The sequence below is a fragment of the Bacillus sp. FSL R9-9497 genome, from assembly GCF_038005805.1.
Classification (GTDB): domain Bacteria; phylum Bacillota; class Bacilli; order Bacillales; family Bacillaceae_G; genus Bacillus_A; species Bacillus_A cereus.
In genome coordinates, this window is the sequence record NZ_JBBOTY010000001.1 from 5,344,388 (window position 1) to 5,371,166 (window position 26,779).

Consider the following 26,779-nt stretch of genomic DNA (forward strand, 5'->3'; position numbering starts at 1 on the left):
AAATGAAGAATTATACGTATTGAATTTTTGTAGGCATTTTTGGATCTGTATCGTGAATTTCAAAGGATTCACCCACTCCAAATCCTTTTTCCTCTAGTACTTGTGATACTGACATACGCGCTAGTTCTTTCATGTTATTATCTAAGCTTAAATGGGCTAAATAAATATGCTTTGTCTCATCTGTAATTACATCTGCCATCGCTAATGCAGCATCCTCATTACAAACATGCCCAACGTCACTTAAAATACGTCGTTTAATGCTCCATGGATAACGTCCCATACGAAGCATTTCTACATCATGATTACTTTCAAATACAAAAGCATTAGCTCCCTTAATAACGCCCTTCATACGGTCACTTACGTATCCCGTATCTGTAATAAGCGCTAATTTCCTATTATTGTTATGGAAAGCATAAAACATCGGTTCTGCCGCATCATGAGAAACTCCAAATGACTCGACTTCAATATCACCAAATGTTTTCACATCACCAACTGAGAAAATAAACTTTTGTTCAGTTGGGATATTTCCTATTAAATGTTCCATTGCATTCCATGTTTTCTCATTCGCATAAACAGGTAAATCATATTTACGTGCCAATACACCTAATCCTTTAATATGATCACTATGCTCATGCGTTACAAGAATACCTGATACATCATTTATATTTAGTTCTGCTTGTTTAAATAAAGCCTCTGTTGCTTTACCACTTAAACCTGCGTCGACTAGTAATTTTTTTTCATCGGTTCCTACGTATAGCATATTTCCTGTACTTCCACTTGCAAGTACGCTAAAATGCAACCCCATTCTTTCTCACTCCAGTATGTTCATCAACCACTTGATTTTCCTTTTCTCCTAATTCCATAACTTGTCCTTCAATTGCATTCACAAAGAAGTCCTGCTTCTGCTCCGTTTTTAAATTCCACGTTGGAGCAAGTACTTGGTTATTAGAAGTAGATGCGGTAAGAGTGGCATAACCAATTTGCGCTTCTTTAACATGCGTATTTCCATGAATTTTATTTTTTAAATACAAATTTTCTAAAGCTGTTTGAGCCGTAATAATTTCTTGCTCTTTCGTTTTTTCACCTTCGCCCATTTCTTTTAAATCAGTTAGCATTGTCTGCGTATATGAAACAAGTTCATTTTTTTCATTTAATTCCACAACAATCATCGCCTGATTATTATAGAAAATAGGCTTATCTTTATATTTTTGGAAGAAATAAATTTTAGAGTCTTTCACCGCTCCAAATTCATACTTTTGTCCATCCAATACATAGTTCTTCAAAAATTCATTATACTTATCTTTTGATAATGATTTCGTATTTAAAAAAGGCTCTTTTAGCTTACTTTCTATCTTGTACATATTTTGTATATGCACCGTTTGATTTTTCAAAGACTGTATATCTTCTTCTTTAAAGGCTTTATTTTCCGCTCTAATAAATGACTCTTTTTTCGGTTCTTTAGGGATATTTCCCATCGTAATTTTATTTGCTTTTAATTCTTGATCTATCTTTGTTTCTGCAATAAGCTCCAATTGATTACTATCTTGCTTTTGAATGAATTGGAAAATGAGAAAGAGGTCCAAAACAAAAAAGGTCACAATAAATATGGTTTTAATCCGATCCCAATCCATTTAGTCCTCCCTCACTCCACTCATAGATTTTCTGTTTACCTGTTTCATCTTCAACAAGCTTTACATACCAAATTGGTTGTAGTCGAACCACTTGCCCATCTAGTGATAACTTGTATCCAATGCCAATATCCTTAATTACTTGTTTCTTTATCTCTGGATTATTTTCTAGGGATGCTATTACAACATGCCCTGACGGAAGAGTAACCTTCTGTTCTATACCTTTAGTATTTAAAGACAGCAACGGTCTTTCATATTCCATTACTTCTTCTGATCCCCATACTTGTCTTAATTCCGCTAATCCATCTGCATTGAATACTGGATATCCATCTTCATTTAAGCGAAATACTGTCTCTCCTTTATTCATATAGTCCAAACGATATGAATCCAAACTCCCACTGTGACCACTTACAAATTCAAAGCTTTTTTGTAAAAGCATTAAATTATCTATCGTTTTCTCAGTTAAGACAGAAGAGTTTTTATACTTTAGCATGTGACGATCGTTTTCAATTTCCATGGATCTAATACCATCTGTAAATGTTTCTTTCGACATCTCGGTAATCGGACTTAAATAACGAGGATCACTAAACAGAGCATTCTTAAACGTATCAACTGCTAAATTAGATGAAATATATGTTATATTGCTTAACTCTGTCGTTCCATCTGGTAAAAATAATTTTTTCATATCATTGAGTTGATAATCAAAATAAGATTTTGCTGATACTATAAATTGATTTTGGGCATTTACAATATCTTTTAAATACAAGCCACTTAATTTTGCCTCGTATATTTTAAAGTTATCACCATCAGAAACAAAGTTAATTTTAATTTCTTGATCCTTACTTCTAGAAGGATCAAGGAGAATACGATTAAAATGTTTAGGCTTACCTGTACTTTTCTCTTTCATGTTAAACATGGATTTAACTGCATCAAATGGGATATCGGTAGGGAAAACAAGTTCAACTTTCCCTTCACCATGCACATATGAAAGGAAATCACCCTTAGTGATTGATATCTCTCTAAAATCATATAGTTCCCCTACTTCCAGAGGCTTATAGATTGATTCTATATCTGCCTCTCTTTTGCTCCCATAATGATTTTTATCTTTATGCACGATGATAGAAGTAGGACGGACAACATCGGAAATTTTAGTTTGGTTCATTCCTTCATTCCCCTGTACAAATTTCGCGTTTTGCATGGATGTAGAATCTGGCACATACGTCCATAAATTAAAAGTAAGAAATAGGCTAATTACAACTAGGTTAATTAAAACTATTGTTTTAAAGTTTTCCATACTCATTCCCAATCGTCCTCTTCATCTGCTGCCATTGGTAACGTGAAATAAATAGTTGTCCCTTTTCCTTCTTCACTCTTCGCCCAAATAGAACCACCATGTGCCTCAATCATTTCTTTTGCAATTGCTAATCCAAGTCCCGTACCACCCATTTGTCTTGAACGAGCTTTATCTACGCGATAAAAACGTTCAAAGATTTTATCAACGTTTTCTTTTGGAATACCCATTCCTTGGTCACTTACACTAATTTCTAATAAATCACCGCGATCACGTAAACGATATGTTACTGTTCCACCTTCTGGTGAATACTTTAATGCGTTAGAAATAATGTTATACAGCACTTGAGTAATTTTGTCAGTATCCATATCAATAAATCTAGATTTCTTAGAGAAAGATCGTTTGAAACTTACATTTTGCTCTTTAGACATTTCAAAGCGATCAATAATATTATTAAAGAAATCAGTAAAGTCGACCCATTCTTTCATTAAACGATGCTCTGTACTATCCAGTTTAGATAGCTGTAACAACGCATTTACAAGTCTAATCATTCTTTCTGTTTCTTCTTGTGTAACCGTTAAAAATTGTGGTGCAATATTTGGATCCTGCCATGCTCCATCTGTAAGTGCCTCTAAATAACTGCGCATCGTCGTTAATGGCGTCCTTAATTCATGAGAGACATTTGCCACAAACTCACGGCGTTCCCGTTCTATACGTTCCTGCTCTGTTACATCATATAGTACAGCAATTAAGCCGTTTGCCTTCCCTGTTTCTTTTTGAATAACAGAGAAACTAGCACGTAAAATATATGGTTCGTTTCTCGTACTAAAATCTAATAAAACAGAATCTGGCTCTTCATATAAATGATCGAGCGTAAATTCTTCCTGTATCCCTAATACCTCTAAAACAGATTGATCGAGCGCTGTTTCACGAGAAACATTTAACATCTTTTCCGCAGGGTCATTTAGTAAAATAATATCCCCTTTTCGATCAGTAGCAATTACTCCATCTGTCATATGTGATAAAACAGATGATAATTTACGCCTTTCACTTTCTGTAGAAGAACGAGCTTGTTGTAATTTTTTCGATAAATTATTGAAGGATAATGCCAGTTGTCCAATTTCATCATGGCTATGCACTTTTACTTTTCTGGAATAATTTCCTTTTGCCATTTCGATTGCTTGTCTCCGCATATCTGAAATTGGTCTTGTAATTGTTTGAGCCAATAAAATCCCAAGTACGGCCGTTACTAATAAAGCAATTACTGTTCCCGTAGCAAAAATTTGATTTATATCCTTCATTTGTTTATATACATCTTCCATAGATGCCACAATGTAAATAACACCAAGCGCATCCTTACCGTTATCATCTAGAATCGGAGTAAGCATAACTTGAACACGATGACCTGTACTACCATCCTTCTCAATTTTCACTTCTGGCTTTTTTTGTACTAACACTCGCTGAACAGCTATATCAGTTGATGTTCGATTCACCTTATTCTGCTTTGATTCATCTGAAATAGCCAGTAACTTTCTGTGCGAATCAAATACACTTACCTCTTGTATAACTTTCTTCTGATCAGAGGCAAATTTTCGAATTGAAGTTTTAATCGTTTCATCTGTTGACTCTGTTTCTGCTTTTGTATAACTTTTTTTAAACTCTTGCTTCAAATTATATGATAATAAGTTTGTTTGCTGCGTTAAAGAATCCCTAAAACCTTGTACTAAGCTCTTCTCTAATTCCCTTACGAAATATACTCCAATAACTTGCATCGCTATTAATATTAATAGCATATATATAAGCACAAATTTTAAATGAATAGATTGAAAAAAACCAACTTTCTTCATATACTATTCCTGCTCTGGGTCACGCAAGTAATACCCTACTCCACGTCTAGTTACAATTAAAGTAGGATGGCTTGGATTATCTTCAATTTTTTCACGCAAACGACGTACTGTAACGTCTACTGTGCGCACATCTCCAAAATAGTCATAACCCCAAACTGTTTGTAATAAATGTTCGCGTGTCATAACTTGTCCTAAATGTTTCGCTAAATAATGTAGCAACTCAAATTCACGATGTGTAAGCTCGATATTTTCCTCGCGCTTCGTTACACTATATGCATTTGGATTAATCACAATTGGTCCAATAACCATTTCTGTATTTTCTTCTTTTTCCGCAGCACCACCTTGTTGATGGCGGCGTAAATTCGCCTTCACACGAGCAAGTAATTCCCTTGTACTAAATGGCTTCGTTACATAATCATCTGCCCCAAGCTCAAGCCCTAATACTTTATCAATCTCAGAGTCCTTTGCTGTAAGCATAATAATCGGCATTTCTGAGCTTTTACGTATTTCACGGCAAACCTCTAAGCCGTCTTTACCTGGTAGCATAATATCTAATAAAACCATATCTGGTTGCTCTTCATTAGCCTTTTCAATTGCTTCATCACCATCATGCGCCATTACTATTTCAAAACCTTCTTTTTCTAAGTTAAACTTCAAAATATCTGCAATCGGCTTTTCATCATCAACTACTAAAATTTTCTTTCCCATCATCGTCTATTTCCTCCTTATAAAAATATGGTCAATAATCCCTAAACATATTGATGTTTACATAGTATGTCCTATATGACCGCATCCTTTGTTTAAGTATTTTCTCCTCTATTCTCATAGACTCATGTATGATCCACTTTTACACGGCATCCTATACGATCTATAGAAAAACCTCTAGCTTCAACTGCTAGAGGCTCCTCGTTCTATTTTAAAATAACTACTCAGTTTTGTAAAATTACATAAATAAAAAGGATATTAAGTGGGCCCACTTAATATCCTGAGAGTGGCTCGGGACGGAATCGAACCGCCGACACGAGGATTTTCAGTCCTCTGCTCTACCGACTGAGCTACCGAGCCAAAACTATATATAAAACCACTAATGGTGGTATAAACAAAAGTGGCGGTCCCGACCGGGGTCGAACCGGCGATCTCCTGCGTGACAGGCAGGCATGTTAACCACTACACCACGGGACCAAAAATAAGCAAAAAAAAACATGACCCGTACGGGATTCGAACCCGTGTTACCGCCGTGAAAGGGCGGTGTCTTAACCACTTGACCAACGGGCCACGAAAAATAAAATGGTGAGCCATGAAGGACTCGAACCTTCGACCCTCTGATTAAAAGTCAGATGCTCTACCAACTGAGCTAATGGCTCATACTCACCAACGTCATATTTTCGTGACGACAAGATGTATCATAACATGTATTCTGTATTTATTGCAATACTTTTTTCGTTTTTTTATAAAAGAATAAGAAAAAACTCATGCGGACATGAGTTTTTTCTAAACACTATTAATTAAGCTTCGTATACGTTACGAACAATATTTGTTTGGTTACGATCTGGTCCAACTGAGAACATAGATATTTGAATTCCTGTTAACTCAGAAACACGTTCTACGTATTTTCGTGCATTTTCAGGAAGTTCATCTAATGATTTTACACCAGTAATATCTTCTTCCCAACCTGGAAGCTCTTCATATACAGGCTCACATTTTGCTAAAATGTTTAAGTTAGCTGGAACTTCATCAATAACTTCACCATTGTATTTGTAAGCAACACAAATTTTAAGAGTTGGAATACCTGTTAAAACGTCGATAGAATTTAATGATAGATCCGTTAAACCACTAACACGACGTGCATGTCTTACAACAACGCTATCGAACCAACCTACGCGGCGTGGACGACCAGTTGTCGTTCCATACTCGCGACCAACTTCACGAATTTGATGACCAATTTCATCATGAAGCTCAGTAGGGAATGGACCATCACCAACGCGGCTTGTATATGCTTTACATACACCTACAACGCGAGTAACTTTCGCAGGACCAACTCCAGTTCCAACTGTTACACCACCAGCAATTGGGTTAGAAGATGTAACGAACGGGTACGTACCGTGGTCAATATCAAGCATAACACCTTGCGCACCTTCAAATAATACACGGTGATTATTATCTAATGCATCATTTAATACAACAGATGTATCACATACATATTGCGCGATTTGTTGCCCGTACTCGAAGTACTCTTCGAAAATTTCTTCTACAGTGAAACCTTCTGTATCGTACATTTTTTCAAATAAACGATTTTTTTCTACTAAATTGCGCTCAAGCTTCTCTTTAAATGCTTCACGGTCTAAAAGATCAGCCATACGAATACCAATACGAGCAGCTTTATCCATATATGCAGGACCGATACCTTTTTTCGTTGTACCGATTTTGTTATCACCTTTACTTGCTTCTTCTAACTCATCTTGCTTTAAGTGGTAAGGTAAAATAACATGTGCACGGTTACTTACACGTAAATTATCAGTACTTACACCACGATCGTGTAAGTATTTTAACTCTTCAAGTAATGCTTTTGGATCTACTACTAATCCGTTTCCGATTACACAAATTTTCTCTTTATAGAAAATACCAGATGGAATTAAGTGTAATTTATATTTAACTCCGCCGAAAACAATTGTATGTCCCGCGTTATTTCCACCTTGATATCTTGCAACTACTTCCGCATGCTCAGAAAGAAAATCAGTGATTTTACCTTTTCCTTCGTCGCCCCATTGTGTTCCTACAACTACTACTGAAGACATTATTAAAGCACCTCCGCAATTTTCAAACGATCTATTCAAACAATATAATTGTACCAAAACCGAAAAAGAAGTCAACCGAAAAGCGAACATTTTTTCATAAAAAAACTTTTTCGTTCGTAAGAATTATATATTTAACTTATGAAAGCCTTATCTTTCTTATAAAAAAAAAGAAACACATCTTATTATAAGAAATGTGTTTCTTTTTTATACTGCCTTTATGCCGGCGGAGCATGTCCATCCTCAAAACGACGTTCTAAGTTAACGAACTTATTGAACTCTTTGACGAATGCAAGTTCCACTGAACCTACTGGACCGTTACGCTGTTTTGCAATAATAATTTCAATTGTATTTTTATTTTCCGTTTCTCGATCATAGTAGTCTTCACGATATAGGAAAGCTACAATATCAGCATCCTGCTCAATACTTCCAGATTCACGAATATCAGACATCATCGGGCGTTTATCTTGACGAGATTCTACACCACGAGATAACTGTGATAAAGCAATAACAGGCACTTGCAATTCACGTGCAATCCCTTTTAAGGTACGAGAAATCTCAGATACTTCCTGCTGACGGTTTTCTCCTGATTTCCCACTTCCTTGAATAAGCTGCAAATAGTCGATCAAAATCATACCAAGACCTTGTTCTTGCTTTAATCTACGACATTTTGCTCGAATCTCATTTACTTTAATACCTGGCGTATCATCAATATATATACCAGCATTTGAGAGACTCCCCATTGCCATTGTTAATTTTGCCCAATCATCGGAAGTTAATGAACCAGTACGAAGTCTTTGTGCATCAATATTCCCTTCTGCACAAAGCATACGCATAACAAGCTGATCAGCACCCATCTCTAAACTAAAAATCGCTACATTTTCATCCGTTTTCGTCGCTACGTTTTGTGCGATATTTAATGAAAATGCCGTTTTCCCTACTGATGGACGTGCTGCCACGATAATTAAATCATTTCGTTGGAAACCTGCTGTCATCTTATCTAATTCAGTAAACCCAGTTGGTATCCCAGTAACTTCACCCTTTTGATTATGCAAAAGTTCAATTTTGTCATAAGCATCTACAAGAACATCTTTAATGTTTTGGAATGCTTTTGCATTCGTTTGATGGGATACTTCTAATATTTTTTTCTCAGCCTCATTTAAAAGACCATCCACATCATCTTCTCTCTCATATCCATCCGATACAATATGAGTCGCCGTGCGAATTAAACGACGTAAAAGCGCCTTTTCAGCGATGATGCGTGCGTAATATTCTACGTTAGCTGCAGTTGGCACAACCTCTGCTAACTCCGCTAAGTAAGAAACCCCACCAACTTCTTCTAATAATCCTTGATCAGCCATTGCTGATGTCATCATTATTAAGTCGATCGGCTCTCCCTTATCAGATAGCCCAAGCATGACTTCAAAAATCTTTTGATGTTTCGTTCGATAGAACGAATCAGGTACCAATAACTCTGATGCTGAAGTTAACGCATCTTGATCAATCAATACGGCCCCTAAAACCGCCTGCTCAGCCTCTATATTATGCGGAGGGGTACGATCAGCAAGTACATCACTCATACGCAATCCTCCTTGCTTAATTTATTTTTATTGTTCACTAACATGAACTTTTACTGTTGCTGTTACTTGTGGATGCAATTTCACAGTAACGTTTGTATAACCTAACGCGCGGATTGCATCGTCCATTTCAAATTTACGTTTATCAAGCTTAATCTTGTGTGATTTTTGCATTGCATCCACGATTTGTTTGCTTGTGATAGAACCAAATAAACGGCCACCTTCTCCAGATTTCGCCTTTAATTCTACAGTTAATTTCTCTAAAGTCTCTTTTAACTCTTTTGCATTTTCAAGCTCTGCTGCTGCATCTTTTTCTTCTTTACGCTTTTGAGCTTCTAAAGTTTTCATACTGCTATTTGTTGCTTCAGCAGCTAATCCTTGTTTTAGTAAGAAGTTATTTGCATAGCCATCCGGTACGTTTTTTACTTCTCCTTTTTTACCTTTACCTTTTACGTCTTTTAGAAAAATTACTTTCATGATTGTGTGCCTCCCTGTAAATAGTCATCAATAACAAATCGAAGCTTCTCCTCAGCTTCATCTACTGTAACATTTTTCATCTGTGTGGCTGCATTCGTCAAATGCCCGCCACCGCCTAAGTTTTCCATAATTAGCTGCACATTCACTTCACCTAAAGACCTGCTGCTAATTCCAATGAGATTCTCGCCACGTTTCGCAACAACAAATGATGCAATAATCCCTGTCATCGTTAATAACGTGTCTGCCGATTGCGCAATAAGCACTTGATCGTAGTAATCATCACTATCAACTTTAGCAATCGCAATTCCATTTTTATAAATGTACGCATTTTTTATAGCTTTTGCAACCCGTAAATACTGATCCATATCTTCCTTTAAAAGTTCTTGTACAAGTACAGTATCTGCACCATGTGAGCGTAAATAAGAAGCAGCATCAAATGTACGAGCCCCTGTCCGGAATGTGAAACTTTTCGTGTCGACAATAATACCCGCTAACAATGCCGTCGCTTCTAACATTGTCATCTTTAAATTTTTAGGTTGATACTCAAGTAATTCTGTAACCAATTCTGCTGTTGAAGAAGCATATGGTTCCATATAAACTAGCAATGGGTCTTCAATAAAATCTTCTCCACGGCGATGATGATCAATAACTACTACATTTTCAATTTTATGTAACAGTTTTTGCTCCATCACCATCGAAGGTTTATGCGTATCGACAACAACAAGTAACGAATCATCATTTGCAAATTCCATCGCTTGCTCTGGAGTAATAAAACGAGACCATAACTCCTCATTTTGTTTCACTTTGTCCATCAAACGCTTAATTCCTTTATCGGAATCATTTTCATCTAACACAATATATCCTTTACGCTCATTTAATTGAGCCACTTTTAAAATACCAATCGCAGCACCAATTGCGTCCATATCGGGAGCCCTATGCCCCATAATAATGACATTACTACTTTCTAATACTAAATCCTTTAACGCATGCGAAATGACCCTAGCGCGTACACGGGTACGTTTTTCAACCGGATTTGTCTTACCTCCATAGAACTTAACTTTACCTGTCGCTTGTTTAATAGCTACTTGGTCTCCCCCACGCCCAAGCGCAAGATCTAAACCAGATTGAGCCATTGCTCCAAGCTCTGATAAAGGTAAATCACCTGATCCGACACCCACACTTAATGTAAGTGGTATATTCCTTTTAGATGTTTCTTCACGCACCTGATCTAAAATGCTAAATTTCCCTTTCTCCATCTGCGTCAAAATACTTTCATTTAGCACAACGAAGAATCTTTCTGAAGATGCACGTTTTAAATACGCACCATACTTAAGTGCCCATTCATTTAGTCGCGATGTCACAAGACTTGTTATATTCGTACGTAATTGATCATCTAATCCTTGTGTAACTTCATCATAATTATCCAAATAGATGACAGCTAAAACAGTCCTTTGATCCTCGTACATCTTTTCGATTTCTGTTTGTTCCGTTACATCAAAGAAATAAATTAACTTTTCTTCTTTCCTTACAAAAACGCGAAACTTTCGATTATTTAAAGAGACTATATCATCAGAAGTTTCTCCTTTAATGAAAAGAAGTAATGTTTCTGATACATCGTAAAGGTGCCATCCAGCTAATGCATGCTGTCCCAGACATGAAGATAAATAAGGATTTGCCCAATCAATCCCATAATCCTTATTGTATAACAAAATACCAATCGGCATTTGGTTAAATGCTTCATTACTTACTTTCTTTACTCTTGTAATCATATCTGTCGTATGCTTTTCGAAATTCCTTTGAAAATTAAGTTCAAATCGTATAACGATAAAGAATACGATACAAAAAATGACAAAAGCAGCTATCCCCATAATTAAATGAAAATAACAGAGAATTGAAATGAGCACAAATACAAAAAATGCCAATACATAAACAGGATATAAAAACCACTGTTTCTTATCAAATTCAGGCATGTATACAACTCCTATAAAGTAAAACTAACTCACCTTCCAGTTAGTTAAACAGATTAAAATAGTATAAGGAATATTATTTTATCCCCCTATTTTAGAACGCAATGAAATCCCTAAGTCAATTATACCTAAGATTGTCACAAGAGGAAACAGCATCGGAATAAACATGCATGCAATAAAACTAATAATAGGAACCCCTTTAGTAAAACCTTTTCTATACGCTAAAAAGGCGATAAATGTCAGACCTTGCAGTACAAGCAATAGTGCAAATATGACATTTAGGTTAGAAAATACCATATGTAAATATGATGTTGGTTCTACTTTTATAAAAGTTGCTAACAAAATAAATATAACGTAATACCAAATGATACTCTTTGGTAATTGTATATCTTTAAATTTAGGCCAAGATATAACGTCATGTTTTAACTTTTTCAAAACACTACCTGATATTATCACTGTAATCCAAGAAAAACATACTGAAACTAGCACAAGTATACTCGGAAGTAACGATTGTAATATATCATTCATTTGTGCAAGTAACTCTTTTTGTTCCTTACTAATCGGCATACCTGTAGCACTTACTATCTTTTCGCTTTTCGCCATACTTTCACTAAATATACTTTGCATTTGCTTCATTATATCTATGTTGAAAAACTTTATACTCGCAACATAAATAAGTACAAAACCAATTAAGTACGCAAGCGTCCCAGCTATTAAGATTTCCACTGGCTTTTTTCTTGTTTTATACATATATCCTAAAACAATCCCTATCAATCCAAACATAATTGTCTTCACTAAATTCATCGGTTGACTCACAATAATAGTAACAAAAAGTGCCGCTACAAAAACCACGAGCACATTAGATAGTTTATGTCTTATCATTAATAGTATAAATGGTAACGGCAACGCAAAAGTTACAACTGTACCCAAAATCGGAACATACATAGATATAAACAATAACATTACATATATAGCCAACAACGCGGCACCTTCAGTAATAAATCTTGCTTGTTTCACATTTTAACCTCTCTTTCAAAAAAGAAAAGCATAGCAAAATGCACAGTAGAGTCCGACTCTACTGTGCATTTCATACGCTATTATTCACCAACATATGGTAAAAGTGCCATTTGACGAGCACGTTTAATTGCAACTGTAAGTTTGCGTTGGTATTTCGCGCTTGTTCCTGTTACACGACGAGGTAAAATTTTACCACGCTCAGAAACGAAACGTTTTAATAAATCAACATCTTTATAGTCAATGCGAGTGATGCCGTTAGCTGTGAAGAAACACACCTTACGACGTTTCGCACGTCCACCTTTGCGTCCTGCCATGTCTATTTCCCTCCATTCTTTGTTAAAACTAACAAATTTACTGTATTAGAACGGTAAATCGTCGTCGGAAATGTCGATCGGTTGACCTACATTTGAAAATGGATCGTCATTCTTCGTAAATCCAGAGTTACCTTGGTTACCTGAATTACTAGATTGACCAAATGGGTTAGAGCCTTGGTTACCGAAACCAGCTCCTGATGGTTGCTGATTAAATGAACCACGTTGCTCCCCACCGCCATTACGCGGCTCTAAAAATTGCACGCTTTCCGCAAGAACTTCTGTTACGTATACACGTTTACCATCTTGTCCCTCGTAATTACGAGTTTGAAGACGTCCATCTACGCCTGCTAAGCTACCTTTTTTCAAATAATTTGCTACGTTTTCTGCTTGTTTACGCCATATTACACAATTAATAAAGTCAGCTTCACGCTCACCTTGTTGATTGGCAAATGCGCGATTCACAGCTAACGTAAAAGTAGCTACTGCAACACCATTGGGCGTGTAACGTAAGTCAGGGTCCTTAGTTAAACGACCAACGAGGATAACACGATTCATCAATCGAACCACTCTCCCTTATATATCAATTATTTTTCTTCTTCTTTAACAACGATATGACGAAGGATGTCTTCGTTGATCTTAGCTAAACGGTCGAATTCGTTAATCGCTTCTGCGTTAGATTTCACGTTTAAGATCATGTAGAAACCTTCACGTAAGTCGTTGATTTCGTAAGCTAAACGACGCTTACCCCACTCTTTCGTGTTAATGATTTCTGCACCATTGTTTGTTAAAACACCTGCAAAACGTTCAACTAAAGCTTTTTGAGCTTCTTCTTCAACGCCAGGACGAATGATGTACATAATTTCGTACTTTCTCATTACACTTTCACCTCCTTTTGGTCTAAACGGCCCGTAATGGGCAAGGAGCAATTAATTTATAGTAATTACTCACGAGTTTAGATTATATCATAGTAAGTTATATGAATCAACTCACCAATACATAAAAAACTTGGCAAACATATAATATATTTGCCAAGCTCATATCTTTATTTTTCCTAGGAAATATTAAATTAAACGTTAAAACGGAAGTGCATAACATCTCCGTCTTTTACGATATATTCTTTTCCTTCTAAACGTACTTTTCCAGCTTCTTTTGCAGCTGTCATAGAACCGTTTGTCATTAAGTCATCGTAAGAAACTGTTTCTGCACGAATAAATCCACGCTCAAAGTCTGTATGAATAACACCAGCACATTGTGGTGCCTTCATTCCTTGTTTAAATGTCCAAGCACGTACTTCTTGAACGCCAGCTGTAAAGTAAGTAGCAAGTCCTAATAGGTCATATGCTGCACGAATTAATTGATCTAAACCAGACTCTTCAATTCCTAATTCTTCAAGGAATACTTTTTTCTCTTCTTCGTCTAATTCAGCAATTTCTGATTCGATTTTTGCACATACAACGATTACTTGAGAATTTTCATTTGCTGCAAATTCTTTTACCATTTGTACGTATTTATTTTCCGAAGGATCGATAACATCGTCTTCACTTACATTCGCTACGTATAACATTTCTTTTGTTGTAAGTAAATGAAGGCCTTTAACAATCTTCATCTGCTCTTCTGTAAATTCAACAGTACGAGCTGGTTTTCCCTCTTCAAAAGCTTCTTTTAAACGAACTAAAATTTCATGCTCATATACCGCTTCTTTATCTTTTTGTCTTGCTAATTTCGCGACACGCTCGATACGCTTATCAACAGACTCTAAGTCCGCTAAAATTAGCTCTAAATTGATTGTTTCAATATCATCAATTGGATCTACTTTCCCTGAAACGTGCGTAATATTTTCGTCTTCAAAACAACGAACAACTTGGCAAATTGCATCTACTTGACGAATGTGAGATAAGAATTTATTTCCTAAACCTTCACCTTTACTAGCACCTTTTACGATACCTGCAATATCAGTAAACTCGAATACAGTCGGAACAGTCTTTTTCGGTTCTACTAGTTCCGTTAATTTATTTAAACGCTCATCTGGTACTTCTACAATCCCTACGTTTGGATCAATTGTACAGAATGGATAGTTCGCAGATTCTGCTCCTGCTTGTGTAATTGCATTAAATAAAGTGGACTTCCCTACGTTAGGTAATCCAACAATCCCAGCCGTTAATCCCATATTTTTCACTCCTATGTCTCAATCTTTCATCATTATAGATAGTAACGAAAAAAATGACAAGTTTCCGCCAAACGAAAAAAAGTAACAGTTACCTACTGTAACTGTTACTCTCCCTCTATTCTTCGTGCTTCACAAGTATTTTTTTCACCTTACGATCAAACTCTCTTCGAGGAATCATTACTGAATGGTCACACCCCTCGCACTTAATGCGGATATCCATTCCCATACGAATAATTTTCCAACGATTCTCGCCACATGGATGGGCTTTCTTCATTTCCACAACATCATACAAGTTATATTCCTTTTGCTCCACTCTCCAAACTCCTCTCCATACTAAATTGCTTTTCCACTAACTAATTCTTCACGATTATATAAAACCATACGCGGATATGGAATTTCAATTCCATGTAAATCAAGACGATTTTTAATCTCTTTACGAAGTGCCCTTGCAATAACTGCATGTTGCATCGGTTCTACTTCAGCAATAACACGTAATATAACTTCTGATGCAGCTAATGTTTGCACACCTAATAATTGAGGCGTTGTTACCATTTTTTCGTACTTTGAAGGTAATTCTACTAATAAATCTTCAATAACCTGCTCTGCTTTCGCAATATCAGCCTCATATGAAATAGATACATCAACAAACGCTACACTATTACTAACTGAGTAGTTAGTAACTTGAATAATACTTCCATTTGGTAAAGTATGAATTTCACCTGTCCAACTCTTTACTTTCGTTGTACGAAGTCCAATTTCTAAAACGACTCCTTCAAATTGACCGATTTTAACATAATCGCCAACTGAAAACTGATCTTCTAACAAAATAAATAAACCTGTAATAACGTCTTTCACTAAACTTTGAGCACCAAATCCGACTGCTAAACCAATTACCCCAGCACCCGCTAATAAACCTGATGCATTAATATCAAACACACCTAAAATCGCAATTAGCATAATGAACATAACAACGTACGCTACAATATTTTCAAGTAATTTCGCTACTGTAACTGTACGACGTTCTGAAATTTGAATTGGAGAACGACTTCCCATACGAAACGCATTTCGTACAACCGCTCTTGCAATTCGCACAACAACCGCACCAATTATTAAAATAATGCATATTTTTAATGTCGCAACTCCAATATGAGCCCAACGATCAGCATCTAATAAATACTGTTTCATAGAATTAAACCACTTCGCTAATAAATCCATGTACCTCTACCTCTCTAGCTAAAATTTCTTTTTAGTTACCCTTATTATTGTATCAGAAGTCCCCTAATTGCTGAAAAAATTTTATGATTTTAATCCTATTTTATCCCCGATATCCAGGTATAAAATGGAACGAATATATATATACTAGTACTATTATTTCCGTTTTCATTCACATTTTGCAAAAATTACGCAATTATAACTTTCCATTTTCCTCACCATATAACATATATTGAAAATTTATTAAAAGGATGGGTGCTTCATGAATATTGGAAGTTTTCGCTTACCATTTTTTGAGAAAGAAACTCAAAACGTTATGCACCAAGATCTAGAAGCCTCTGAGATAATCAGTAATTTCTTACTTACCCATATTCCTATTAAAACTAATATCCCAATCATTCTCGTTTGTATCGGAACAGATCGCTCTACAGGTGATGCACTCGGCCCGTTAGTTGGTACAAAACTTGAACAAATAGACATCCAAAACCTCCAAGTATTCGGTACACTAGATGAGCCAGTACATGCGCTAAATTTAGAAGAGAAAATTCATAATATACAGAAAGAAAATCCTACTGCATTTATAATTGCTGTTGATGCATGTTTAGGAAAGTCCCAAAATATCGGATCAATCACTACTGGAAAGGGGCCTAGTAAACCTGGAGCTGCTATGAATAAGAAATTACCTGCAGTTGGTGATTTGCACATACACGGTATCGTCAATCTAAATGGGTTTATGGAGTTTTTCGTTCTTCAAAATACAAGATTAAGTTTAGTCATGAAAATGGCTGATGTAATCGCACAAAGTATAAAAGAGACGGATCAAAAATTATCCGCATTAAAAAAAGCAAACCATCTATAAATAATAAGATGGTTTGCTTTTTAATTTTTCTGTGCTAATAGTTCTAAAATACGATTTAAATCTTCTTTATTAAAAAATTCAATTTCAATTTTACCTTTTTCTTTTTTCGTCTCTTTAATTTTCACATCTGTGCCAAACTTTTCTCTTAAGAACGTTTCACGTTCTACGAAAAATATATTTCGCTCTTTTTTCACTTTTTTTGTTTCACGTGAAACGTGTTGATTAATCTCTTGGACAATTTTCTCTAATTGACGAACATTTAATCCTTCTTTTTCAATGCGTTTCAATAAGGACTTCAATTGTTCTTCATCTTTTATCGTAAGTAAAGTTCTCCCATGAGCCATTGAAAGTTGACCATTTGCAATCATATCTTGTACGAAAGAAGGTAGGCTTAATAACCTAGTATAATTTGCAATGTAAGGTCTGCTTTTACCAAGACGTTTCGCTAATTGTTCTTGCGTTACATTTAGCTCATTCATTAACATCTGGTATGCCATTGCCTCTTCCATAGGATTTAAATCTTCTCGTTGTAAGTTTTCTAACAAAGCAAATTCCATCATTTGCTGTTCAGTTAATTGTCTGACAACGGCAGGTACTTTTTCTAAACCAGCCTCTTTTGCAGCACGAAATCGTCTTTCACCTGCAACAATTTCATATCCTTTAATACTCTTCCTAGCAATTAATGGTTGTAAAATACCGTGTTCCTTAATCGAAATTGCTAATTCCTGAATCGCCTCTTTATTAAAGTGTTTACGCGGTTGATATGGATTCGGCCTTAATTCAGTTACAAGAATCTCCTGAATTGTTTCCTCTTCTTTCACATCTAAATCAGGAAAAAACACATTAATTCCTCTTCCTAATCCTTTAGCCACCTGCAATCACTTCCTCTGCTAAATCTATATATACTTCTGCTCCTCTTGATTTAGCGTCATACTGCATAATAGGTTTCCCATGACTTGGAGCCTCGCTCAAGCGTACATTACGCGGAATAATCGAGCGATATACTTTATCCCTAAAATACTTTTTCACTTCATCTATAACTTGGATTCCTAAATTTGTACGGGCATCCAACATTGTTAACAATACACCTTGAATTGCTAAATTTTTATTTAAATGTTTTTGTACAAGTCGAACTGTATTTAATAGCTGACTTAACCCTTCTAGTGCGTAATATTCACACTGTACAGGAATAATAACAGAATCTGCTGCTGTTAATGCATTAATCGTTAATAACCCTAAAGATGGGGGACAGTCGATAATAATATAGTCATATTCATCACGAACTGGCTGTAATGCTCTTTGCAAACGTACTTCCCGGGAAATAGTCGGTACCAATTCAATTTCAGCACCAGCTAATTGAATTGTAGCGGGTAGAACATCTAAGTTTTCAGTTGCGGTTTTCTGTATAACCCCTTGAACATCTGCATCTTCCACAAGAACGTTGTAAATACATTGATCTAATTCAGATTTTTCAATTCCCACACCAGTCGTTGCATTTCCTTGAGCATCAATATCTACAAGAAGGACTTTTTTACCTACTTGTGCCAATCCAGCCCCTAAATTAACAGATGTTGTTGTTTTTCCAACACCGCCTTTTTGATTAGCAATAGCAATGATTTTTCCCATGATGTCACCTACTTTCAACCTTTCTATCTTATTCTAGTAACAATTACGTTTATTGTAACATGAAATAAAACTTTTTCTTTTACGTCCTTTATTAAACTTCAAAATTTATTTCTAAACTCCTTCTTCATTTAACAAGAAAATATAGTAAAAGAGACCTCTCCAATAGGATAAGGTCTCTAGCACGTCATTATTATTTTTTCTTTGGAATTTTAATTGTAATTTGATAGTACTCATCAAATTCTTCTTCCTCAGAATTAACATTCAAACCACTTTCAGTAACCATTTGTAAAGATTGTCTAATTGTATTCATAGCAATCCTCGTATCTCGACTTACTGCTTTTTGCTTTGCCTTACGCTTCGGTTTCGCTTCCTCTAGTAGCTTCGCAATTCGTTCTTCTGTTTGCTTTACATTTAGTTGTTTCTCCACAATTTCCTGTAAAACCTTCAGTTGTAATTCCTCATTTTTTAAAGGAATGAGAGCGCGGGCGTGACGTTCTGTAATGCTTTTTTCTAATAATGCACTTTTTATTTCTTCAGGCAACTTTAACAATCGCAACTTATTTGCGATTGTAGATTGTCCTTTTCCAAGTCGTTGTGCCAATGCTTCTTGTGTTAAATTATGTAACTCAATCAGCTTTTGATATGCCACAGCTTCCTCGATTGCCGTTAGTTCCTCACGTTGCAAGTTTTCAATTAAAGCTACAGAAGCTGTCTCTGTATCATTTAAGTTCTTTATAATTGCAGGAACCTTTTCCCAACCTAACTTTGTTGCTGCGCGAAAACGTCTTTCTCCAGCAATAATCTCGTACTTATCATCCTCATATTGCCTTACAACAATCGGCTGAATAAGTCCATGTGTACGAATTGTTAATGCTAGCTCATCAATACGCGCATCATCAAAAACTGTTCTTGGTTGATAACGGTTAGGGGTAATATTTACTATCGGAATTTCTTGTATTTCTTCATATACCTTTTTATCTATCTCTTCATGGCTTTCGTCTTGTAATTCGAATTCGCTCTCTTTATCTCCAAAGCCAAATAAACGAGAAAACGTATTTTTCATACATATTCCACCACCTTTTAGGCCTATTGACTATTCTCCATAAAATGTTTCCTATGAAACATTTACGTTTTCATTTATATAATTTAATCTTACGTCTAATAAGATTTATTTTTCAATAGGTAATTTATTGGGTGTTCCCGGTTTGCGTGGATATTTCTTTGGTGTCTTGCGCTTTTTCTCGATTAATAAAATATTACGTTCACTCTCTTCAAACGGTAATTGGAACGTAGACATCTCTTTTAACTCTCCGCCTAGCACCTCTAAAGCATACTTACCATTTTCAATTTCTTCGTTTGCTGCTGCACCTTTCATTGCAATGAATGTTCCTCCAACTTTTACAAGCGGTAAACATAGCTCACTTAATACAGAAAGACGCGCAACTGCACGTGCCATTACAATATCGTATGATTCACGTACACCTTCTTTTTTCCCAAATGTTTCAGCACGATCATGACAAAATGCAACATCACTTAATTCTAACTTTTGTGCTAAGTGATTTAAGAAATTAATACGTTTTTGCAACGAATCTACAATTGTTATTTTTAAATGCGGGAAACAAATTTTTAAAGGAATACTTGGGAATCCAGCACCTGCACCAACATCGCAAATTGAGAATGGTTTTGAAAAATCATAATAAAAAGCAGCTGTAATGGAATCAAAAAAGTGTTTTAAATATACTTCTTCTTTTTCTGTAATAGCCGTTAAGTTCATTTTTTCATTCCACTCTACTAATGTTTCAAAGTAGATTTTGAACTGCTCTAACTGTCTAGAAGAGAGGGTGATTCCCTTCTCTTCTAGCATAGATTGAAATTGTTCTATGTTCATCTAGCAATATCTCCTTACTATTTATTGGTTCGATACGCGTGCAATTTTTCCTTGTTCTATATACACAAGTAAAATGGAAATATCCGCTGGATTTACGCCAGAAATACGTGAAGCCTGCCCCATTGAAAGTGGACGAACATCTTTCAATTTCTGTCTAGCTTCTGAAGCAATGCTAGAAATCGCATCATAATCAATATCTACAGGGATTTTTTTATTCTCCATTTTCTTCATACGCTCTACTTGCTGTAAAGATTTTTCAATATATCCTTCATACTTAATCTGAATTTCAACTTGTTCTTTAACTTCATCACTTAATTCTACTTCACTTGGTACTAAAAGATGAATATGCTCATATGTCATCTCTGGACGACGTAATAAGTCACTTGCACGTATTCCATCTTTCAATTCACTTCCGCCAATATTGCGAATTAATTCTTGAACTTCAGGACGTGGTTTAATAATAATGCTGCTTAAACGTTCCTTTTCCTGTTCAATTTGTAATTTTTTATTTGTAAATCGCTCATAGCGCTCTTCTTTAATTAATCCAATTTTACGACCAACTTCAGTTAAACGAAGATCAGCATTATCGTGGCGTAATAATAGACGGTATTCTGCACGAGACGTTAATAAACGATATGGTTCATTTGTACCTTTCGTTACAAGATCATCAATTAAGACACCAATATAAGCATCCTCGCGACCTAAAACAACTTCTTCTTTACCTAAAGAGCGGCATGCTGCATTAATTCCAGCCATAAGCCCTTGTCCGGCCGCCTCTTCGTAACCAGAAGTTCCATTAATTTGTCCTGCTGTATATAAATTTTTAATCTTTTTCGTTTCAAGTGTTGGCCATAGTTGTGTTGGCACAATTGCATCATATTCAATTGCATAACCTGTACGCATCATTTCAACATTTTCTAGGCCTGGAATTGTTCTAAGCATGTCACGTTGTACATCTTCTGGTAAGCTTGTGGATAAACCTTGTACATATACTTCTTGTGTATTACGCCCTTCTGGCTCTAAGAAAATTTGATGACGCGGTTTATCATTAAATCTTACTACTTTGTCTTCAATAGAAGGACAGTATCTAGGACCTGTTCCTTTAATCATACCAGAATACATAGCTGAACGATGTAAATTTTCATCTATTAAACGGTGTGTTTCTGTACTTGTATATGTCAACCAACATGGAATTTGATCCATAATAAATTTCGTTGTTTCAAAAGAGAACGCACGTGGCTTATCATCACCTGGTTGAATTTCTGTTTTACTGTAGTCAATTGTATTACTGTTTACACGAGGAGGTGTCCCTGTTTTAAATCTTACAAGATCAAATCCAAGCTCCTCTAAATGCTCAGATAATGTAATAGACGGTTGCTGGTTATTTGGACCGCTTGAATATTTTAAGTCGCCCATGATAATCTCGCCACGTAAAAATGTTCCAGTTGTAATTACAACTGTTTTTGCTGTATATTCTGCACCAGCTTGTGTAACTACCCCTTTACATACACCTTCTTCAACAATTAAACGCTCTACCATTCCTTGGAACAACGTTAAGTTTGGTGTTTCTTCAATTGTTTTCTTTAATTCATGTTGGTAAGAGAATTTATCAGCTTGCGCTCGAAGTGCACGTACGGCTGGTCCCTTACCTGTATTTAGCATACGCATTTGAATATGAGTTTTATCAATATTACGTCCCATTTCTCCGCCTAATGCATCAATTTCACGAACAACAATCCCTTTTGCTGGTCCACCAACAGAAGGGTTACATGGCATGAATGCTACCATATCCAAGTTAATTGTTAACATTAATGTTTTTGAGCCCATTCGTGCTGCCGCAAGACCAGCTTCACATCCTGCATGACCTGCACCGATTACTATGACATCGTATGAACCGGCATTGTATCCCATTGTTTATTCCTCCTAATAATCTCTATCTTTCTACAACTTCACTATATTATTTTCCTAAACAAAATTGAGAGAACAACTGGTCAATTAAGCTTTCATGCACTGTGTCCCCAGTAATTTCACCAAGTATTTCCCACGTTCTTGTTAAATCAATTTGTACCATATCAATTGGTACACCATTTTCAATCGCCTCAACTGCATCACCGATTGTTTTTCCTGCTTGTGTTAATAATCCAATATGTCTCGCATTAGAAACATATGTCATATCTGCAGAATCGATTGTTCCTTCAAAGAATAAATCAGCTATTGCCTTTTCGAGTTCATCTATTCCTTGTTCTTCAATTAAGGATGTTGTAATAACACGATTTCCCGCGGCTAACTCTGTAACACGTTCCATATCAATCGCTTGCGGTAAATCAGTCTTATTCACAATAACAATAAAGTCTTTTCCTTGTACCGCACGGAATAGATCTTCATCCTCATTTGTTAAAGCCTCGCTATAGTTGACAACAACTAATACTAAATCCGCTTGGCTCATCATTTCTTTTGAACGTTCCACACCAATTCGTTCAACAACATCTTCTGTCTCCCGAATACCGGCTGTATCTATAAGTTTAAGAGGTACACCACGCACGTTAACGTACTCTTCAATAACATCACGAGTTGTTCCTGCAATATCAGTTACAATTGCCTTTTTCTCCTGAACAAGACTATTTAATAACGATGATTTCCCAACGTTAGGTCTACCGATAATTGCTGTAGCAATACCCTCACGTAAAATTTTCCCTTGTTTTGATGTTTCTAATATTTTTTCGATTTCCGAACGAACATGCGTCGCTTTCTCAATTAAAATATTATGTGTCATCTCTTCTACATCATCGTATTCTGGATAATCTATATTTACCTCAACATGAGCTAATGTTTCTAATATTTCTTGACGCAAAAGACCAATTAATTTAGATAATCGCCCTTCCATTTGATTAATTGCTACATTCATCGCACGATCTGTTTTTGCTCGAATCAAATCCATAACAGCTTCTGCTTGTGATAAATCGATACGTCCATTTAAAAAAGCACGTTTTGTAAATTCGCCCGGTTCTGCCAATCGTACTCCTTGTGCTAGAATAAGTTGCAATACTTTATTTACTGAAACAAGTCCACCGTGACAGTTAATTTCCACTATATTTTCACGTGTAAAAGTCCTTGGTGCGCGCATAATAGACACCATAACTTCTTCAATAACTTGATTTGTATCTAAATCAACAATATGACCATAATGAATAGTGTGAGAAGGAACCTCTGTTAAATCCTTCCCCTTAAAAATACGATTAACTTTCTCAACCGCATCATCCCCACTTACTCGAACAATGGCAATTGCACCCTCTCCAAGCGCTGTGGAAATCGCAGCAATTGTATCAAATTCCATGTCCTTTCACCTCACTTGCTTATTTATCTCTATTTCAACATGATTATTTCTTTCACTAAATTATTAGGATACCATAACGAACCTATCTACAAAAGAAGAATAACTCATTTTATTATATCCCCATGTAAAAAACACTAAACTTATTCACAGTGGATAAGTTTAGTGTTTTTTAGTTATCCACATCTATTTTTCGCTCAAAAAAACCGGCACTCATTTGAGCAACCGGTCATTTAGGAGATATTACAACATGCCGATGTGGTTCATTTCCTTCAGAAGTTGTATTGATACCTTGATGATTTGATAATGCCTGATGAATAATTTTTCGTTCAAAAGATGGCATCGGTTCTAAAATAACTCTTTTTTTCGTATTAAATACTTGTTTCGCTAATCGATAAGAAAGTGATTCTAACGTACTTTTTCTTTTACTACGATAATTTTCAGCATCTAGTGTAATACCGATATACTGCTTCGTGTTACGATTCGCGACAAGTTTTGTTAAATACTGTAAAGAGTTCAATGTATTACCTCTTTTCCCAATTAAAACACCTACATTATCACCAGAAATTGTAAATTCAATTTCGCGTCCTTTTACAATTTTACTAATCTCAACTTCCACACCCATATCGTGAATAACATTTCTTAAATATTCTTCACATTCTTGAATTGGATCTTTCTTCAATACAACTTCTACTACTGCAGGACGATTCCCAAATAAACCTAAGAATCCTCTTTTACCCTCATCGACAATATTTATATCTACTCGATCTTTTGATGTATTTAATTGCCTTAAAGCATCCTCTACTGCCAGCTCGACTGTTTGTCCTTTAGCAGTAATTACACTCACTTGCTTGAGCCTCCAGCTTTGCTAGCCTTAATTTCTGGCCCTTTGATAAAGTACATTTGAGCAATACCAAAGATATTACCAACAACCCAGTAAAGTGATAATGCGGCTGGGAAGTTAATTGCAAAGATTAAAATCATAATCGGCATAAGCCAAAGCATCATTGCCATTTGCGGATTTTGACCAGCTGTTCCTGCCATTGCAAGCTTTTGCTGAATAAATGTCGTAATTGCTGCAACGACCGGTAAGATATAGAACGGGTCTGCATGTCCTAAATCGAACCATAAGAAACTATGTTGTTTAATTTCAGCTGTTCTCATAATTGCATGATAAAAAGCGAACAGAATTGGCATTTGAATAAAGATTGGTAAACAACCAGCTAATGGATTTACACCATTTTTTTGATATAACTGCATCATTTCTTGCTGCAGTTTTTGCTGTGTCGCTTGATCTTTAGAGCTATATTTCTCTTTTAACTTCACCATTTCCGGTTGTAACGCTTGCATCGCTTTCGTACTCTTCGTTTGTTTAATCATTAGTGGTAATAACGCAAAACGAATGATAAGAGTTGTAATAACAATTGCTAAACCATAATTACTGTTAAATAAGTCGGCAAAATACGTGATTAACTGAGAAAGCGGATATACGAAATATTCATTCCAAATCCCAGTACTTTTCGATGTAATCGGCTGACCCGTTTCACTACAACCGGTGGCAATCGCCATTAATGCAACGACCATGGCTAGTAAACCTAATTTCTTTTTCAAAGCCTACTCCTCCTTGTATCGGTATGTATATAGTGTAATTCATTTCCTTACGCTACTTTTTTATTCTTTTCATACCAGAGCGTTTAAAGACATGAATTAAGCTTTTCTTTACTTCTTCATATGTCATCTCTGCACAAGGCTTCCTTGCTATTATAACAAAATCTTTTCCAGAAGCTATCTCATCTTTTAACTCTGTAATAGCCTGACGGACCATGCGCTTAATTCGATTACGAACTACTGCATTTCCTATTTTCTTGCTAACAGAAAGGCCGATGCGAAAGTTTGGCTGTTCTTCTTTATCTAATTGGTATACAACAAACTGACGATTCGCATTTGATTTTCCTTTTTGAAAAACCGCCTGGAATTCATCATTCTTCTTTATACGATGTTTTTTCTTCATATCAATTGACACTCCTGTATTTCATCAGCGGAAATTCACTATTATTAGAAAAAAAGACCACTGAACGATCAGTGGTCTACGCAGATAATACTTTTCTTCCTTTACGACGACGAGCTGCTAGCACTTTACGTCCGTTCGCTGTGCTCATACGGCTGCGGAAACCATGTACTTTGCTGCGCTTACGTTTATTTGGTTGGTAAGTTCTTTTCATTATATGACACCTCCCTGAGGAATATCTGTTAAAGACAGTCCTATAAATTATAGTTAATCAACTAGGAAAATGTCAATGGTTCTAGAAATTTTCATCAAATATTCATTTTGAACCTATTCACATACTTTTTCACAGCATCTATATTTCCTTGTGGATAAATGTTTTTTTACGTTTTTTATATCCACAAACTTTTTTCACACTTTTACACAGTATATCGTGTTGTGGACAAGTTTATTCCACAAGGTATTGATTTTGTGGATAACTTTCTTAAATTCATTGCTATAGCCACTTTTTTTTGATATTATAGTTGTGTTTTCACTTTGAATAAGTTTTCCACACCTTTATCTTATCCACAATTTGTGTATAACATGTGGACAGTTTTAATCACATGTGGGTAAATAGTTGTCCACATTTGCTTTTTTTGTCGAAAACCCTATCTCATATACAAACGACGTTTTTAGGTTTTAAAATACGTTTCGTATAAATATACATTTTATATTTATTGGGTTGTACATTTGTTGCGCAACCTTATTCTTTTACCATCTTAGTAAAGGAGGGACACCT

27 protein-coding genes and 4 tRNA genes are annotated in these 26,779 nt (G+C 35.7%); 1 reads left to right on the forward strand and 30 read right to left on the reverse strand.

Annotated elements, in window-relative coordinates:
* Positions 1 to 10: 10 nt before the first annotated feature.
* The 20 genes from MKY21_RS27575 to MKY21_RS27670 form a co-directional block, all read right to left on the reverse strand.
* Positions 11 to 805 (reverse strand): MBL fold metallo-hydrolase, encoded by a 795-nt coding sequence (locus MKY21_RS27575; RefSeq protein WP_000522837.1) that lies wholly within the window; start codon positions 803 to 805, stop codon positions 11 to 13.
* Positions 789 to 1,631 (reverse strand): two-component system regulatory protein YycI, encoded by an 843-nt coding sequence (locus tag MKY21_RS27580; RefSeq protein ID WP_000383740.1) that lies wholly within the window; start codon positions 1,629 to 1,631, stop codon positions 789 to 791. Before MKY21_RS27580 ends, MKY21_RS27575 begins: the two co-directional genes overlap by 17 nt.
* Positions 1,612 to 2,928 carry a YycH family regulatory protein gene (locus MKY21_RS27585; RefSeq protein WP_168409468.1) on the reverse strand — a complete coding sequence of 439 codons (1,317 nt, stop codon included), beginning with the start codon at positions 2,926 to 2,928 and terminating at the stop codon, positions 1,612 to 1,614. The genes MKY21_RS27580 and MKY21_RS27585 overlap by 20 nt, the downstream gene beginning before the upstream one ends.
* Positions 2,925 to 4,766, reverse strand: coding sequence for a cell wall metabolism sensor histidine kinase WalK (walK, locus tag MKY21_RS27590; RefSeq protein ID WP_000755367.1), 1,842 nt, complete (start codon positions 4,764 to 4,766; stop codon positions 2,925 to 2,927). Before walK ends, MKY21_RS27585 begins: the two co-directional genes overlap by 4 nt.
* A 3-nt stretch (positions 4,767 to 4,769) precedes the next feature.
* Positions 4,770 to 5,477 (reverse strand): cell wall metabolism DNA-binding response regulator WalR, encoded by a 708-nt coding sequence (gene walR / locus MKY21_RS27595; protein WP_000971865.1) that lies wholly within the window; start codon positions 5,475 to 5,477, stop codon positions 4,770 to 4,772.
* Between the two features lie 281 nt (positions 5,478 to 5,758).
* A tRNA-Phe gene (locus MKY21_RS27600) sits at positions 5,759 to 5,831 on the reverse strand.
* Between the two features lie 41 nt (positions 5,832 to 5,872).
* Positions 5,873 to 5,948: transfer RNA gene (locus MKY21_RS27605), tRNA-Asp, on the reverse strand.
* Between the two features lie 21 nt (positions 5,949 to 5,969).
* A tRNA-Glu gene (locus tag MKY21_RS27610) sits at positions 5,970 to 6,041 on the reverse strand.
* A gap of 13 nt (positions 6,042 to 6,054) precedes the next feature.
* Positions 6,055 to 6,130 (reverse strand) — tRNA-Lys (locus MKY21_RS27615).
* A 141-nt stretch (positions 6,131 to 6,271) separates the two neighbouring features.
* Positions 6,272 to 7,561, reverse strand: coding sequence for an adenylosuccinate synthase (locus MKY21_RS27620; RefSeq protein ID WP_000100238.1), 1,290 nt, complete (start codon positions 7,559 to 7,561; stop codon positions 6,272 to 6,274).
* 215 nt (positions 7,562 to 7,776) lie between these two features.
* Positions 7,777 to 9,138 (reverse strand): replicative DNA helicase, encoded by a 1,362-nt coding sequence (dnaB, locus tag MKY21_RS27625; protein WP_001286149.1) that lies wholly within the window; start codon positions 9,136 to 9,138, stop codon positions 7,777 to 7,779.
* 27 nt (positions 9,139 to 9,165) lie between these two features.
* A complete protein-coding gene (rplI, locus tag MKY21_RS27630; RefSeq protein WP_000864228.1) occupies positions 9,166 to 9,612 on the reverse strand; it encodes a 50S ribosomal protein L9 in 447 nt (148 codons plus the stop codon).
* The gene (locus MKY21_RS27635; protein WP_001113787.1) at positions 9,609 to 11,582 is read right to left on the reverse strand and encodes a DHH family phosphoesterase; all 1,974 of its coding nucleotides are present in this window, start codon (positions 11,580 to 11,582) and stop codon (positions 9,609 to 9,611) included. The genes rplI and MKY21_RS27635 overlap by 4 nt, the downstream gene beginning before the upstream one ends.
* A 78-nt stretch (positions 11,583 to 11,660) precedes the next feature.
* Entirely contained in the window at positions 11,661 to 12,596 is a 936-nt protein-coding gene (locus MKY21_RS27640) for a YybS family protein (protein WP_000806427.1), read from the reverse strand.
* Between the two features lie 80 nt (positions 12,597 to 12,676).
* Positions 12,677 to 12,910, reverse strand: a complete 234-nt coding sequence (gene rpsR, locus MKY21_RS27645; RefSeq protein ID WP_000918873.1) for a 30S ribosomal protein S18 — start codon at positions 12,908 to 12,910, stop codon at positions 12,677 to 12,679.
* Positions 12,911 to 12,955: 45 nt separating this feature from the next.
* On the reverse strand, positions 12,956 to 13,468 hold the full coding sequence (gene ssb / locus MKY21_RS27650; protein WP_000981966.1) for a single-stranded DNA-binding protein: 513 nt from the start codon (positions 13,466 to 13,468) through the stop codon (positions 12,956 to 12,958).
* A 26-nt stretch (positions 13,469 to 13,494) separates the two neighbouring features.
* Positions 13,495 to 13,785 carry a 30S ribosomal protein S6 gene (gene rpsF / locus MKY21_RS27655; RefSeq protein ID WP_001233778.1) on the reverse strand — a complete coding sequence of 97 codons (291 nt, stop codon included), beginning with the start codon at positions 13,783 to 13,785 and terminating at the stop codon, positions 13,495 to 13,497.
* 191 nt (positions 13,786 to 13,976) lie between these two features.
* Entirely contained in the window at positions 13,977 to 15,077 is a 1,101-nt protein-coding gene (ychF, locus tag MKY21_RS27660; RefSeq protein WP_000524667.1) for a redox-regulated ATPase YchF, read from the reverse strand.
* A gap of 115 nt (positions 15,078 to 15,192) precedes the next feature.
* Positions 15,193 to 15,390 (reverse strand): DUF951 domain-containing protein, encoded by a 198-nt coding sequence (locus MKY21_RS27665; protein ID WP_000435485.1) that lies wholly within the window; start codon positions 15,388 to 15,390, stop codon positions 15,193 to 15,195.
* Between the two features lie 20 nt (positions 15,391 to 15,410).
* The gene (locus MKY21_RS27670; protein WP_000364809.1) at positions 15,411 to 16,292 is read right to left on the reverse strand and encodes a mechanosensitive ion channel family protein; all 882 of its coding nucleotides are present in this window, start codon (positions 16,290 to 16,292) and stop codon (positions 15,411 to 15,413) included.
* A 259-nt stretch (positions 16,293 to 16,551) separates the two neighbouring features.
* Between MKY21_RS27670 and yyaC the strand changes: the two genes are divergently transcribed.
* Positions 16,552 to 17,148 carry a spore protease YyaC gene (yyaC, locus tag MKY21_RS27675; protein ID WP_001020707.1) on the forward strand — a complete coding sequence of 199 codons (597 nt, stop codon included), beginning with the start codon at positions 16,552 to 16,554 and terminating at the stop codon, positions 17,146 to 17,148.
* Between the two features lie 20 nt (positions 17,149 to 17,168).
* On the opposite strand, the gene spo0J is transcribed toward yyaC, so the two are convergent.
* From spo0J to rpmH, 10 genes are all read right to left on the reverse strand, one after another.
* Positions 17,169 to 18,020, reverse strand: coding sequence for a stage 0 sporulation protein Spo0J (gene spo0J / locus MKY21_RS27680; RefSeq protein ID WP_001051832.1), 852 nt, complete (start codon positions 18,018 to 18,020; stop codon positions 17,169 to 17,171).
* Positions 18,013 to 18,774, reverse strand: coding sequence for a sporulation initiation inhibitor protein Soj (soj, locus tag MKY21_RS27685; RefSeq protein WP_000516114.1), 762 nt, complete (start codon positions 18,772 to 18,774; stop codon positions 18,013 to 18,015). The genes spo0J and soj overlap by 8 nt, the downstream gene beginning before the upstream one ends.
* Before the next feature lie 190 nt (positions 18,775 to 18,964).
* Complete coding sequence (noc, locus tag MKY21_RS27690) at positions 18,965 to 19,837, reverse strand: nucleoid occlusion protein (protein WP_000799016.1); 873 nt, start codon at positions 19,835 to 19,837, stop codon at positions 18,965 to 18,967.
* 105 nt (positions 19,838 to 19,942) lie between these two features.
* Positions 19,943 to 20,662, reverse strand: coding sequence for a 16S rRNA (guanine(527)-N(7))-methyltransferase RsmG (gene rsmG / locus MKY21_RS27695; protein ID WP_001019625.1), 720 nt, complete (start codon positions 20,660 to 20,662; stop codon positions 19,943 to 19,945).
* Between the two features lie 21 nt (positions 20,663 to 20,683).
* Positions 20,684 to 22,573, reverse strand: coding sequence for a tRNA uridine-5-carboxymethylaminomethyl(34) synthesis enzyme MnmG (mnmG, locus tag MKY21_RS27700; protein WP_000541055.1), 1,890 nt, complete (start codon positions 22,571 to 22,573; stop codon positions 20,684 to 20,686).
* Between the two features lie 46 nt (positions 22,574 to 22,619).
* The gene (gene mnmE, locus MKY21_RS27705; RefSeq protein WP_000393769.1) at positions 22,620 to 23,996 is read right to left on the reverse strand and encodes a tRNA uridine-5-carboxymethylaminomethyl(34) synthesis GTPase MnmE; all 1,377 of its coding nucleotides are present in this window, start codon (positions 23,994 to 23,996) and stop codon (positions 22,620 to 22,622) included.
* Between the two features lie 226 nt (positions 23,997 to 24,222).
* Positions 24,223 to 24,840, reverse strand: a complete 618-nt coding sequence (jag, locus tag MKY21_RS27710; protein ID WP_000111516.1) for an RNA-binding cell elongation regulator Jag/EloR — start codon at positions 24,838 to 24,840, stop codon at positions 24,223 to 24,225.
* The gene (spoIIIJ, locus tag MKY21_RS27715; RefSeq protein WP_000727737.1) at positions 24,837 to 25,604 is read right to left on the reverse strand and encodes a YidC family membrane integrase SpoIIIJ; all 768 of its coding nucleotides are present in this window, start codon (positions 25,602 to 25,604) and stop codon (positions 24,837 to 24,839) included. The genes jag and spoIIIJ overlap by 4 nt, the downstream gene beginning before the upstream one ends.
* A 52-nt stretch (positions 25,605 to 25,656) precedes the next feature.
* Positions 25,657 to 26,004, reverse strand: coding sequence for a ribonuclease P protein component (gene rnpA / locus MKY21_RS27720; RefSeq protein WP_000726619.1), 348 nt, complete (start codon positions 26,002 to 26,004; stop codon positions 25,657 to 25,659).
* Between the two features lie 76 nt (positions 26,005 to 26,080).
* Entirely contained in the window at positions 26,081 to 26,215 is a 135-nt protein-coding gene (gene rpmH, locus MKY21_RS27725) for a 50S ribosomal protein L34 (RefSeq protein WP_000831901.1), read from the reverse strand.
* Positions 26,216 to 26,779 lie beyond the last annotated feature (564 nt).

Coding starts and splice junctions, on each gene's coding strand:
- MKY21_RS27575 (WP_000522837.1), bottom strand. CDS start 805: ATGGGGTTGCATTTTAGCGTACTTGCAAGTGGAAGTACAGGAAATATG.
- MKY21_RS27580 (WP_000383740.1), bottom strand. CDS start 1,631: ATGGATTGGGATCGGATTAAAACCATATTTATTGTGACCTTTTTTGTT.
- MKY21_RS27585 (WP_168409468.1), bottom strand. CDS start 2,928: ATGAGTATGGAAAACTTTAAAACAATAGTTTTAATTAACCTAGTTGTA.
- walK (WP_000755367.1), bottom strand. CDS start 4,766: ATGAAGAAAGTTGGTTTTTTTCAATCTATTCATTTAAAATTTGTGCTT.
- walR (WP_000971865.1), bottom strand. CDS start 5,477: ATGATGGGAAAGAAAATTTTAGTAGTTGATGATGAAAAGCCGATTGCA.
- MKY21_RS27620 (WP_000100238.1), bottom strand. CDS start 7,561: ATGTCTTCAGTAGTAGTTGTAGGAACACAATGGGGCGACGAAGGAAAA.
- dnaB (WP_001286149.1), bottom strand. CDS start 9,138: ATGAGTGATGTACTTGCTGATCGTACCCCTCCGCATAATATAGAGGCT.
- rplI (WP_000864228.1), bottom strand. CDS start 9,612: ATGAAAGTAATTTTTCTAAAAGACGTAAAAGGTAAAGGTAAAAAAGGA.
- MKY21_RS27635 (WP_001113787.1), bottom strand. CDS start 11,582: ATGCCTGAATTTGATAAGAAACAGTGGTTTTTATATCCTGTTTATGTA.
- rpsR (WP_000918873.1), bottom strand. CDS start 12,910: ATGGCAGGACGCAAAGGTGGACGTGCGAAACGTCGTAAGGTGTGTTTC.
- rpsF (WP_001233778.1), bottom strand. CDS start 13,785: ATGAGAAAGTACGAAATTATGTACATCATTCGTCCTGGCGTTGAAGAA.
- ychF (WP_000524667.1), bottom strand. CDS start 15,077: ATGGGATTAACGGCTGGGATTGTTGGATTACCTAACGTAGGGAAGTCC.
- MKY21_RS27670 (WP_000364809.1), bottom strand. CDS start 16,292: ATGGATTTATTAGCGAAGTGGTTTAATTCTATGAAACAGTATTTATTA.
- yyaC (WP_001020707.1), top strand. CDS start 16,552: ATGAATATTGGAAGTTTTCGCTTACCATTTTTTGAGAAAGAAACTCAA.
- soj (WP_000516114.1), bottom strand. CDS start 18,774: ATGGGAAAAATCATTGCTATTGCTAATCAAAAAGGCGGTGTTGGAAAA.
- noc (WP_000799016.1), bottom strand. CDS start 19,837: ATGAAAAATACGTTTTCTCGTTTATTTGGCTTTGGAGATAAAGAGAGC.
- rsmG (WP_001019625.1), bottom strand. CDS start 20,662: ATGAACATAGAACAATTTCAATCTATGCTAGAAGAGAAGGGAATCACC.
- mnmG (WP_000541055.1), bottom strand. CDS start 22,573: ATGGGATACAATGCCGGTTCATACGATGTCATAGTAATCGGTGCAGGT.
- mnmE (WP_000393769.1), bottom strand. CDS start 23,996: ATGGAATTTGATACAATTGCTGCGATTTCCACAGCGCTTGGAGAGGGT.
- rnpA (WP_000726619.1), bottom strand. CDS start 26,004: ATGAAGAAAAAACATCGTATAAAGAAGAATGATGAATTCCAGGCGGTT.
- rpmH (WP_000831901.1), bottom strand. CDS start 26,215: ATGAAAAGAACTTACCAACCAAATAAACGTAAGCGCAGCAAAGTACAT.